We start from the raw sequence: 11,765 nt of genomic DNA on the forward strand, positions 1-11,765 counted from the left end.
AGTTATGGCATTAGTCAATGGGTATACTTTATTAGGTGAAGCTAAAAAACAAAAAACATTAGCTGGCGCATTTAATACAACAAATTTGGAAACAACTTTAGCCATATTAGATGCAATTGAAGAGAGCAACATACCAAGCATGGTGCAGATTGCACCGACAAACATCGTGTTATCGGGTTATAAATATATTGTCGATATGGTTCGTAATCGAGCTAGTACCATGAAGACACCATTTTGTCTGCATTTGGATCATGGCAAAACTTTTGAAGATGTTAAGCAAGCGGTTGAGGCTGGTTTTACCTCAATTATGATTGATGGCTCTCATTTATCTTTTGAAGAAAATATTCAATTGACAAAAAAAGTGGTCGATTTTTGTGGTGGATACAACATTCCGGTAGAAGCAGAGTTAGGCGCCATCACCGGTAAAGAGGACGATGAAGTTAATGAAGCCGATCGCAAAACCGATCCTAATCAAGTTCAAGAATTTGTTAAACGAACTGGCTGTGCAACTTTGGCTGTATCAGTTGGTAATGTGCATGGTTTTGAACAACAGCCCAAAATAGACTTTGATTTACTTGGCAAACTATCCGACATATCTCCCGTATCATTGGTTATCCATGGTGGCTCAGGAATTGATGATCAAACTTTGCAAAAAATCAGCCAATATAATGTTGTTAAACTCAATATTGGTGGTGATTTGCGTAGAGCTTATATTAGTTCAATTGGTAAACAATATGTCGCTAATAATAATGAATATAATCTTATTAAAGTATTGTTAAAAGCAAAAGGCGATGTGAAGCAAGTTGTTTACAACAAAATACTATCTATGAATTTATTAAACATTCATCGTTAAACTAACGTCATAGGTGGTAAATATGCAATTAGAACAATTGGATGACAATATTATTTTTTTAAACAAAAGCTTTGAAAGCCGTGAAACAATGTTTAAAGCCATTAGCCATGAATTATTAGCAAATCATTATGTTACAGAACAATACTTACAAAAAGTTATTGAACGAGAAAATGAACATCCAACCGGATTTAAATTAAAAACCCTTAATGTTGCGATGCCTCATGTTGACAGTGAGTTTGTAAAAAAAGATGGCATGTTTGTTGTGACCAGTAAACAAGGCATTATTTTTAAAAATGCCGAAACTGATGAAGACCTCTCCGTCAATATCGTATTTGGTTTACTGTTAAAACAATCCGATACCCACTTAACTTTTTTAATGAAATTAGCATCATCGTTCAGCAATGATCAGATTTTGCAAAAAATAGTTGAAAGTAATAACAAATTTGAAATCAAAAAAATCTTAAAAGATATTTTGAAATAAGGAGCTTTATTATGAAAAAAAGAATCATTTTTGCCTGTACCAGTGGTATTGCAACTTCAACTATTGCAACTGAGAAAGTTAAAAATTATTGTGCCGAGCATGGTATCGAGGTTGAAAACATTCAGTCTGATGTCGCAACTGTACAATCTCAAGACGGTATGGCTGATTTAATTATCGTGACTTCTAAAGTGTCTTATCAATTAGAAAAAACACCAATTATCAATGGTGTACCTTTAATTACCACTATAGGTGAAGAAGAAGTCTTAGCCGAAATCGTTAGGATCTTGCAAGGAGATTGATTATGGCTGATAAGTTACTTGAAATTGTCCAATATATTTTGGGCTTCGGGCCGACCGTCATGTTACCTGTTGTCATCTTTATAATGGCACTGTGTTTAGGGGTAAAAATAGGGCGGGCAATTCGTTCATCATTAACCATTGGAATGGGTTTTGTTGGTATCTTTGTTATTTTTGACTTGTTAGGAACCAGTCTTAGCAGTGCAACAACTGATTTAGTTGAACATGCCGGAATTGATTTACCCGTCATTGATCTTGGGTGGCCACCGTTAGCAGCAATTGCTTGGGCTTCACCGATTGCCCCTTTTGTGATTCCAATGACCATTATTATCAATATTGTGATGTTAACCGTTAATTGGACTAAAACTGTAGATATTGATTTATGGAATTTCTGGCATTTTACCTTTGTTGGTGCGCTGGTTTATAGCAGTACTGGCAGCTTTGTCTATGGATTGATTATAGCAGGGGTTACTGCCGTGATAACTTTTGTTTTGGCTGACTGGTGTGCGCCTATGATTCAAAAGTATTTTGAGTTACCCGGTATATCACTTCCGACACTATCATCTGTTATCTTCTTTCCTATTGGTGTGTTAGGTAATCTTATCTTAGATAAAATACCGGGATTACAAAAATTGCATGCCGACCCTCAAACGATACAAAAAAGATTTGGTATTTTTGGCGAACCGATGATGATTGGATTTGTCATAGGTGGCGCAATTGGTATAGCGGCGGGTTATGATGTTAAAGGGATTTTAAACTTAGCGATTAATCTTGGTGCTGTCATGTTAATTATGCCAAGAATGGTTAAATTACTCATGGAAGGATTGTTACCATTATCCGATGCAGTGAAGCAATTTTTAAATAAAAAATTTCCTAACCGAAAAAATTTATACATTGGTTTAGATATTGCTGTTGCTGTTGGGCATCCATCGGTGCTTTCTACTGCACTTTTACTTATTCCCGTTGGATTGATTTTATCAATTATATTACCCGGTAATAGGTTATTACCACTTGGCGATTTAACCAATATTTGGGTACCTATTTCCATGGTGGTATTAGCTTGTCGTGGCAATATTGTGAGATCATTTATTATCGGCATACCTTGCTTAATTGTGAATCTTTATGTTGCTTCAGCAGTGGCGCCGATAATTACCAACATTGCAAAAAGTATTAATTTCCCGGTAAAAACCGACGGTGAATTTTCAAGCTTATTAGATGGTGGTAATCCCTACCGTTTTTGGGCAGTGAAAGTATTTGAAGGAAATTATATCGCTTTAGCGTTAATTCCAATAATTTTCATCACTTGTCTTTTATTGTATCGCCACACTAAAAAAACATGGGATCTGGTCTAAAAAAATAACGTATACCCACTATAAATAACACTTTTAATTGAAGTAATGAATCTGATAAGGCAACTTATCGGAATGGAGAAAGCTACACTTTTTTCAAGATAAATAAATTTAACTATATGATTAATTTGTTATTTTATGGTGGTATGCACTCAATTTGCTTGAAAACTATTAAGCGAAAGGGTAAGTAAGGAGGTTAATATGTACTCGATTGGGATCGATATCGGGACAACAAATTGTAAATTATGTGTTTTTGAATTGCCTTCACTAAAACTGGTTGATAGCGTTGCTTTTCAAACCCCTAAAGTGATTTCAGAATATGGATCGGACTTTGATATTACATCGTTATATAACCAGCTTGAAAAGGCTATCATTACGCTTATTGGTTCATCTTCTCAAGCGCAAAATGTCAAAAATATCGTTATTGCAAGCGTAGGTGAATCAGGTGTACTGATTAATGAAAAAGGTGAGGTGGTAGGTCCGGCAATCACTTGGTATGACACCAGAACTAAGAAAAATGTAGCAGAAATTAATCAAAAATTCACCGATGATGAGCTTTATGCAATTACCGGTATTCCTGTGCATAGTAACTATAGTTTAACTAAAATCTTATGGATTCGAAAAAACATTGATTTGGATATCGATAAAGTTAAATGGTTATGTATTGCCGAATATATTGCTTATAAATTGACTGATGTAAAAAGAGCAGAGCCTTCACTTGCGTCAAGAACGCTAGTTTATGATCTGAAAAATCATTGTTGGTCACAAAAAATTGCGTCAGCTTTTGCGCACAATCATCTATTTTGCGATCTTGTTCAATCCGGCAAAAATATTGCGAAACTTAAACCAGCGTTGGCCCAAAAACTCAATTGTAGTCAGTCAATCATGGTTTCAATTGGTGGCCATGACCATATGTGTGGTTCGATCGCAGCCGAACTTAAACTGGGTGAAATTCTAAACTCAACCGGCACCACTGAAGGATTACTGTTATTACGTAATCAAGTCAATTTTGACAACGGTTTTTTAGATAGTCATCTATCAAATGGGCAATATGTTATTGATGATTTATATACGCTTTATGCTTCGCTTCCGTCAGCGGGATATAGCATTGAGTGGTTTAAACGATCTTTTTCGGTGAGTGATGATGAATTTAATCAATTAATCGATTCATTGCTTGGCAAACTGACCGATTTACCTTACCTCAAAGCAAACCTATCAATCTTTATTCCACATTTGCGGGGAAGTGGACCACCTAAGCGTAATATCGATGCCAAAGGGCTTTGGTATGGGTTTGATGAAAACAGCACTTTATCAAATATATTATTGGCTGTTTTTCAAGGGTTGTGTTTTGAATTAAAAAATACCTTGACCACTATTGAGCAATTAACCGCAAGCTATCATCCCATAATAAAGGTAATCGGTGCGGCGGCAAAAAATCCACTGTGGTTGCAGTTAAAAGCCGACATTCTTGGTCGAGAAATCATATCGTGTAATATCAAAGAAGCGGTTTGCAAAGGTGCAGTCATGTTAGCCGGATATCAAAATCACTATATTGATAAAAATTCAGATAAGCAGAGTGATAACTATATGGTTCGGTATATCCCCAATTTGCAAATAAATCACTATTACAATTCCGTTTTTAAACACTATTACCAGCCATTTTTTGATTTTAAAAACCGTTTAGAATTTCAAAGTAAAAAGGACAATAAAGATGAAAGCGTCAGTATGTTATAAACAAAACGATTTAAGAACAGAGGATCTTCCGATTCCTGATATTTCTGATAATGAAGTATTGATAAAAATGCTCGCCTGTGGTTTGTGTGGTACCGATATTCAAAAAATTAGGGGCGATAGTGTTAATAAGCCTACCGTGCTAGGACATGAAGTAGTCGGTGAGATTGTTAAAAAAGGCCAAAACGTTGATCGTTTTGAGCTGGGCGATAGAGTTATCACCGCAATACATGTTCCTTGTTTTACTTGCCACTATTGTAATAAAGGACATTACACAATTTGTGAGCAATTTAGAACAAATAATATCTATCCCGGTGGTTTTGCCCAATTTATTCGTATTCCCGAATTACATTTAAAGCATTTGACCCATAAGGTTTCCGATAGTGTTACAGATGAAGAAGCTACCTTAATTGAACCTATTGCTTGTTGTTTGCATGGTCTTAAGCAAGCAGATATTAGACCTAATGATAGTGTACTTATTATGGGCGCCGGAACAATCGGCATCTTACATGCGCAGTTAGCCAAAATTAAAGGCGCAAATAAAGTCATTATTAGTGATATGTCTGAATTTAAATTACAAACAGCACTAAAAGTAGGATGTGATTATGCAATTAATATTGCAGAGAAAAATATTTTTGAAGAAGTGAATAAAATCACCCATGGGCAAGGCGTGGATGTCATTGTTATTGCTGCAGGGGTTTCATCATTAGTGTCTGATGCAATTAATCTGGTAAAAAGGGCGGGGAAAATCATTGTCTTTTCCGGGTTTGATAAAAATAAAATGGTGAATATTGATGCCAGCCGTTTCTTTAAGGATGAAATTAGTATTATCGGCACTTATTCGGTGACACCTTATGAGTTTCCGGAAGCGTTAGATCTACTTGAGAAGAAAAAGCTCAATACTCAAGAAATGATAACCCACGTTTTTCCTTTAGATAAATTAAGCGAAGCGATTGACTTATCGACTGATCCTAAACAATCAGTATTAAAAGTTGTCATAAAAACTGAACTATAACAAGCCAATTACTTTGTTTAAAACAGCACAATCATTGGCAATGATGAGATGAGCAAAATTTAGTATTAATAAGGTAGAACAGATGAAAAAAGTATCGATTATTCTTATTTTAGTTGTGTTGTTGATTAACTTTTATTCTATCAGTTATGGTTTATATTCGAATTTTGCTCATTCTCAATTAGATGTTTTTTCAACACTGCTTTACTTGGTCATACTGTGCTGTATTGCGCTGTTGATTTATTTGATTATCAAAAAAAATCAGAACACGCCAATTTATCTCACTTTTTACTTTTTTCTTTGTTTAATTACCACAACGGTAGAGATTATCTATTTATCTTCACAGCAAATCGGTACAGGTAACAATATAATTTATTTTTTGATCTATTTTTCACTATTTATTTATGTCATCAAATCAATCAGCCTTAAAAAATATTTCTCTACTTCAAAAAATTGAAAGGTAACAACTTTATGTTTAAAAACATCAATCTTTATTTTGTCCGCCATGGTGAAACAAAATGGAATCAATTACAGTTATTTCAAGGATCATCAGATTCTCAACTCACTTTAAATGGTATTAATCAAGCAAAATTAACTGCTAAAGCAGTAGACAAGGTGAATTTTGTTAACGCTTATGTAAGCCCACAAAAGAGGGCTGTTGATACTGCAAAGCTTATTATTAATAACCGAGATATTTCCTTAAATTTGCATGAAGGATTAAAAGAGATTGATTTTGGTCAATGGGAGGGTAAATTTGTGCCCGATTATTATGCTGACCCAAACTTTATCTATTTACAAACTGATGCCCAAAAATATTCAATAGCTGACAATCAAGGAGAAGATTTTAGACGTGTATTTATGCGTTCCATACAGGCAATTGACGATATCATAACTGAAAATCATCATGGAAATATTTTAATTGTTTCGCATGGTTCATTGTTAAGACAACTGATTTATGTTCTTACGGGTGGAAATTGGCAAGAACATTTACAAAATACAGAAATTTTAGCAAATACCAGCATTAGCATTATTAATTATAAACAAGATGATATTGACTCGTGTGGTTATTTTACGTTGACATCGATTAATCAAACCGATCATCTCTAATAATAGAACGGGACTTTACTGATTAAATTGGTTAAACAGCGTATTATATCCATCTAAATTACATCTGCGTTTTAAATTTGGTTATGGGTAATCATTCTGCTATTTGGATTTTGTATATTATCAGAACGGCTAAACACTCTTTATATACCGGTATCACAACTGATGTCGCCAGGCGTTTACGCCAGCATCAAAATGGTAAAGGAGCTAAACACCTTAAAGGGCATCATAATTTAACCGTTGTTTATCAAATCAGTGTAGGTGACAGATCAACCGCATTGAAACTTGAGTATCGTATAAAACAGCTTTCTAAACAGAAAAAAGAGCAACTGGTGGCAAACGCCCCCGACTTAGTGAATTTATTAACTTTGATCAATCGATGATTTGCTCAATTTAAAACATTGACATCAATTGTAGCGGTGGCGCTTTAATGGCTTGACTTTGACGATTAAATTCAGCTAATTGCTGATACCAAAAATCAGCATCGATTATCCAAGGAAATGCGATTGGAAAAGCTCGGTCTTGCCAACGCTGAACTATCCAAGCCAGGTAGTGCACCATTCTCATTGCTCTAAGTGGTTCAATTAAACTCAGTTGGTTCATATCAAAATTATAAAACTCTTGATAGCATTCAAGAATGCTATCAAGTTGCAATTGTTGCGCTTTTCGATCGCCATTGAGTAACATCCAAATATCTTGAATCGCTGGTCCATTACGTGCATCATCAAAATCGACAAACATGGCACTATCACGCCATAATATATTACCCGCATGGCAATCAGCATGAAGGCGAATTGGTTGCCAATCGGTATGCCAATGCTGCTCAACAATCTGTATTAAGTGGGTTAAACTGGTCTTGAGCTCGTCATGGATTTTCTTAGGGATCAAATTAGAGGTTAACAAAACTTCTTTAGGCTGATAAAGGTATTCTTCCAGTCCAATTGTAGGGCGATAAATAAAAGGTTGTTTTGCACCAATTTGATGAATACGTCCCAGTAAGGTGGCAACCGATTCCATTTGTTCGATATTATCACTTTCATATTGCCGTCCTCCTACACTTGGGAACAGAGCAAATAGGTAGCCTTCATATTCATGTAAAGTTTGACCATTAAAGGTTAATGGCGCAGCGACAGGAATATTAGCTTCTGATATTTGCTTAGTAAATTGATGCTCTTCAAGAATTTGTGCCTGATTCCAACGATAGGGGCGATAGTATTTAGCGACATATCGTGTGCGATCCTCATCAGAAAATTGATAGACACGATTTTCATAACTATTTAAAGCAGTCAGCCCCGAATCAACTCGAATACCAACGGTTGCCAAACTAGCAAAAATAACGTCGGGTGATAATGATTGAAATGAAAAGGCTGAACTATCCATTTTAACGTTCCTTTATTGCTGGCTGAACCATTGGTCTAATTTCTGTTTCAAAGGCTCTAAGCCGATACGTTTTGGCGATGAAAACGGTGCAACAGTAATATCACCTTGAAAAGGTAAGATAGCTTCTTTAACCATGTTAACCTGTTTTTTTAATGCGCCTGAAGCGAGTTTATCGGCTTTAGTTAACAGTAGCATAACTGGAATATCAACTGAAACAGCCCACTCAATCATTTGTTGGTCGAGATCTTTAAGCGGATGCCGAACATCCATTAATACAATTAAGCCTTTTAAGCTTTCTCGTTTTTGCAGATATTCGCCTAACGATTTTTGCCATTTGCGTTTAATCGCTTCCGGTACTTGTGCATAACCATAGCCCGGTAAATCGACTAAACGACAATTTTCTTCCACTTCAAATAGGTTAATAAGTTGCGTTCGTCCCGGTGTTTTACTGGTTCTTGCTAAAGATTTTTGATTGGTTAATGTGTTAAGTGCACTTGATTTACCCGCATTAGATCTGCCGGCAAAGGCAACTTCAACGCCACTATCAATTGGTAAATGTGAAATATCGGGTGCACTTAAAATAAAATGTGTTCTAGCATAGTTTAATGGTCGAATGTCGGTCATAAAAAATGTCCTTTAAGTGCATTAACGGCACTTAATCACTTAAAATGCCGTTACTGTATAGAAAAACTTAGGAATTGACAACTTTTTCGACTGCTTTGCTAAGTCGGTTCATTCCTTCGTTTATTTCGTCTTCAGATATAATTAGTGAAGGGGTAAAACGAAGCACATTTGGTCCTGCATTAAGGATCATTACTTTAAATTCGGAGGCAACATTCAAGAAGTCACGTGCTTTATTATGAAACACTGGTTGTAATTCAGCACCTAAAAGTAGTCCTTTACCACGGTATTCTCGAAATACTTTGAATTTATCATTTATATTTTCAAGTTGTTCAATAAAGATTGCTCGGCGTTTTTGAACGCCTTGAAGTACATCAGGTGTGTTGATAATATCAAATGCCTCACAACCAACAGCACAAGCAAGAAGGTTACCACCATAAGTCGTGCCGTGAACACCTGGGTGCATTACCGATGCTATGTCATCGGTTGTTAACATTGCACTGATAGGGAATCCTCCGCCAAGTGCTTTTGCAGAAGTTAAAATATCTGGAACTACGTCATATTGTTGATAAGTGTATAAAGTGCCCGTTCTTCCCATTCCACATTGAACTTCATCAAAGATCAACAAAGAGTTATATTGATCGCAAAGTGCTCTCAGACCTTTCAAAAATTCTGGTGTTGCTGCGTTTAATCCACCTTCTCCTTGTACCGGTTCTAACACCACTGCACACGTATGATCATCCATTACTGCCTTAACGGCATTTAAATCATTAAAAGGGACATGAATAATATCAGCAGGTTTGGGACCAAAACCATCGGAATATTTAGCTTGTCCACCCACTGATACAGTAAAAAAGGTACGACCGTGAAAAGATTGATAGAACGAAATAATTTTAGTTTTATAAGGACTATATTTTTGAGCCGCATAATATCTTGCTAATTTGAAGGCGGCTTCATTTGCTTCGGCACCTGAGTTAGCAAAGAAAACGCGCTGAGCAAAGGTATTATTAATAATTTTTTGGGCAAGGCGTAAAGCCGGTTCATTGGTAAAAACATTACTTACATGCCATAATTGTTCACTTTGTTGGTGTAAGGCATTAATTAGCCTAGGATGGCAATGACCAAGCGCGTTAACCGCAATCCCTCCTGCAAAATCGATATACTCTTCACCATGTTGATCCCATACTCTACTACCTTTCCCTTTAATAGGTATAAATTTAGCTGGTGAGTAAACGGGTAGGATTACTTTATCAAACAGTTCTCGTGTTATCTCTGGCTGCATTATACGATCCTTATCTTATCTAACAGTCTTATTCTATTTTATGTTATTTATAAAGATAGTAAAGTAAATATTTATTCATAAATATTGAATTTATATTCATTTAAAAAAGTTGGATATTTTGTATATTTTATTCTTTTCTGCAATTATTTTCGGGTATAATTAGCGATTAATTAATAATCGTTAAAAAAATAGGAATAAATATGAGTCGTATTATTTATTGCCATTATTTAAAAAAAGAATCCGAAGGTCTAGATTTTCAGCTTTACCCAGGAGAGCTAGGCAAGCGTATTTATAATGAAATTTCTAAAATAGCATGGCATGAATGGCTTAAGAAGCAAACAATGTTAATTAATGAAAATAAGCTTAATATGATGAATTTAGAACATCGTAAAAAAATTGAAACCGAAATGATAAAGTTTTTGTTTGAAGGTGAAGATGTGGTTATTGATGGATATAAACCTGAAAATTGAGAGATTACAATGAAAAACAATTTTAAAATTCTAACATTACTCATTTCAGTAAGTTTATTAACAGCCTGTCCAGGCTCAAATAACAAAAAAACTGATGAAGACTATTATATAAAAGATACTAATGCATTTAATATTTTAATAAGTCAGTACGCTAATAATATAGAACAAATCTGGGGACCTAAAGAGGTTCTTATTGCTGGTCCTAAAGATTATGTTCAATATGAAGATAATCTACAAACTCGAGTTCATATCAATTTTGTTTCTGGGATAATTACCATTGAAACTTTATCTGATACACCAATCAATAATTTGAAGGACGCAATTGTATCAACATTACTTATGCCAGAACCTGTTGATATTATCAGGCGAGATAAAATAAGTCAGGATTTATCACAAGAACCTTTTTTATATAACCAGGTTCTTGATCAAGAAAGACAACCAATTCGTTGGAGTGGTAGGGCAAATAGCTTTGCCGATTATTTGCTTGCCAATAATTTAAAAGTACGCTCTTCTGGAGCTCATAAAATCACTTATGTTGAAATCAAACTTGTTCCAAACCACATTAATCAACGTGCAAGAAAATTCTTACCTTTAGTGACTGAAGCCTCAAATCGTTACTTTATTGATGAACGATTGATTTTAGCTATTATGGAAGTTGAATCAGCATTTAACCCATTTGCGGTAAGTCGTACAGATGCATTAGGATTAATGCAAGTACAACAACATACTGCTGGTCGAGACATCTTCAAGTTGCGTGGAAAACCAGGTGAACCGAGTCGTCAGTTTTTACTTGACCCTCGTAATAATGTTGATATGGGAACTGCCTATTTATCCTTACTAAAAACTAAGTATTTAGCAGGCATAAATAATCCAATATCACTACGATATGCGATGATCACATCTTATAATGGTGGAGCAGGAAGTGTACTACGTACTTTTTCTGATGACCGAAATGAGGCAATAAATATAATTAATTCTATGACCCCTCAACAAGTTTATCGAAAATTAGTAACTTCACATGTTTCACAAGAGTCACGAAATTATCTTATCAAAGTTAGTAGAATTCTAGATAATAAATAAAAGTATCTATTTTTTAAAAACCATCACATTATTTTAAACAAGTAATAATGTGATGGTTTTTTTACAAATATTAAATTATTTATGAAAAATTTAATATTTTAACCTT

Annotated in this window: 13 protein-coding genes; 10 read left to right on the forward strand and 3 right to left on the reverse strand. The window is 35.0% G+C overall.

Features of this window, described 5'->3' with window-relative positions:
- Positions 1-4 precede the first annotated feature (4 nt).
- From J3U00_RS00320 to J3U00_RS00355, 8 genes are all read left to right on the forward strand, one after another.
- Positions 5-853, forward strand: coding sequence for a class II aldolase (locus J3U00_RS00320; RefSeq protein WP_267331169.1), 849 nt, complete (start codon positions 5-7; stop codon positions 851-853).
- A 22-nt stretch (positions 854-875) separates the two neighbouring features.
- Positions 876-1,334 carry a PTS sugar transporter subunit IIA gene (locus J3U00_RS00325; RefSeq protein ID WP_267331170.1) on the forward strand — a complete coding sequence of 153 codons (459 nt, stop codon included), beginning with the start codon at positions 876-878 and terminating at the stop codon, positions 1,332-1,334.
- Positions 1,335-1,345: 11 nt separating this feature from the next.
- Positions 1,346-1,633, forward strand: a complete 288-nt coding sequence (locus tag J3U00_RS00330) for a PTS sugar transporter subunit IIB (RefSeq protein ID WP_220217996.1) — start codon at positions 1,346-1,348, stop codon at positions 1,631-1,633.
- A gap of 2 nt (positions 1,634-1,635) precedes the next feature.
- Complete coding sequence (locus J3U00_RS00335) at positions 1,636-2,982, forward strand: PTS galactitol transporter subunit IIC (protein ID WP_267331171.1); 1,347 nt, start codon at positions 1,636-1,638, stop codon at positions 2,980-2,982.
- Positions 2,983-3,180: 198 nt separating this feature from the next.
- Positions 3,181-4,713, forward strand: coding sequence for an FGGY-family carbohydrate kinase (locus tag J3U00_RS00340; protein WP_267331172.1), 1,533 nt, complete (start codon positions 3,181-3,183; stop codon positions 4,711-4,713).
- The gene (locus J3U00_RS00345) at positions 4,691-5,725 is read left to right on the forward strand and encodes a zinc-dependent dehydrogenase (protein WP_267331173.1); all 1,035 of its coding nucleotides are present in this window, start codon (positions 4,691-4,693) and stop codon (positions 5,723-5,725) included. Before J3U00_RS00340 ends, J3U00_RS00345 begins: the two co-directional genes overlap by 23 nt.
- 468 nt (positions 5,726-6,193) lie before the next feature.
- Positions 6,194-6,829 carry a histidine phosphatase family protein gene (locus J3U00_RS00350; protein WP_267331174.1) on the forward strand — a complete coding sequence of 212 codons (636 nt, stop codon included), beginning with the start codon at positions 6,194-6,196 and terminating at the stop codon, positions 6,827-6,829.
- An 83-nt stretch (positions 6,830-6,912) separates the two neighbouring features.
- A complete protein-coding gene (locus tag J3U00_RS00355) occupies positions 6,913-7,209 on the forward strand; it encodes a GIY-YIG nuclease family protein (RefSeq protein ID WP_065562309.1) in 297 nt (98 codons plus the stop codon).
- A gap of 10 nt (positions 7,210-7,219) precedes the next feature.
- On the opposite strand, the gene J3U00_RS00360 is transcribed toward J3U00_RS00355, so the two are convergent.
- From J3U00_RS00360 to J3U00_RS00370, 3 genes are all read right to left on the reverse strand, one after another.
- Positions 7,220-8,206, reverse strand: a complete 987-nt coding sequence (locus J3U00_RS00360; RefSeq protein ID WP_267331175.1) for a serine/threonine protein kinase — start codon at positions 8,204-8,206, stop codon at positions 7,220-7,222.
- Between the two features lie 12 nt (positions 8,207-8,218).
- Positions 8,219-8,830 carry a ribosome biogenesis GTP-binding protein YihA/YsxC gene (yihA, locus tag J3U00_RS00365; RefSeq protein WP_416379865.1) on the reverse strand — a complete coding sequence of 204 codons (612 nt, stop codon included), beginning with the start codon at positions 8,828-8,830 and terminating at the stop codon, positions 8,219-8,221.
- A 67-nt stretch (positions 8,831-8,897) separates the two neighbouring features.
- A complete protein-coding gene (locus J3U00_RS00370; RefSeq protein WP_267331176.1) occupies positions 8,898-10,109 on the reverse strand; it encodes an aspartate aminotransferase family protein in 1,212 nt (403 codons plus the stop codon).
- 200 nt (positions 10,110-10,309) lie between these two features.
- Here J3U00_RS00370 and J3U00_RS00375 point away from each other — a divergent pair, with 200 nt between their 5' ends.
- Both J3U00_RS00375 and mltC read left to right on the forward strand, forming a co-directional pair.
- Complete coding sequence (locus J3U00_RS00375) at positions 10,310-10,579, forward strand: oxidative damage protection protein (RefSeq protein WP_267331177.1); 270 nt, start codon at positions 10,310-10,312, stop codon at positions 10,577-10,579.
- Positions 10,580-10,588: 9 nt separating this feature from the next.
- On the forward strand, positions 10,589-11,659 hold the full coding sequence (gene mltC / locus J3U00_RS00380) for a membrane-bound lytic murein transglycosylase MltC (RefSeq protein ID WP_065562304.1): 1,071 nt from the start codon (positions 10,589-10,591) through the stop codon (positions 11,657-11,659).
- Positions 11,660-11,765: the final 106 nt, after the last annotated feature.

The sequence above is a fragment of the Gilliamella sp. B3127 genome (assembly GCF_026536935.1).
GTDB classification, from domain to species: Bacteria; Pseudomonadota; Gammaproteobacteria; order Enterobacterales; family Orbaceae; genus Gilliamella; species Gilliamella apicola_E.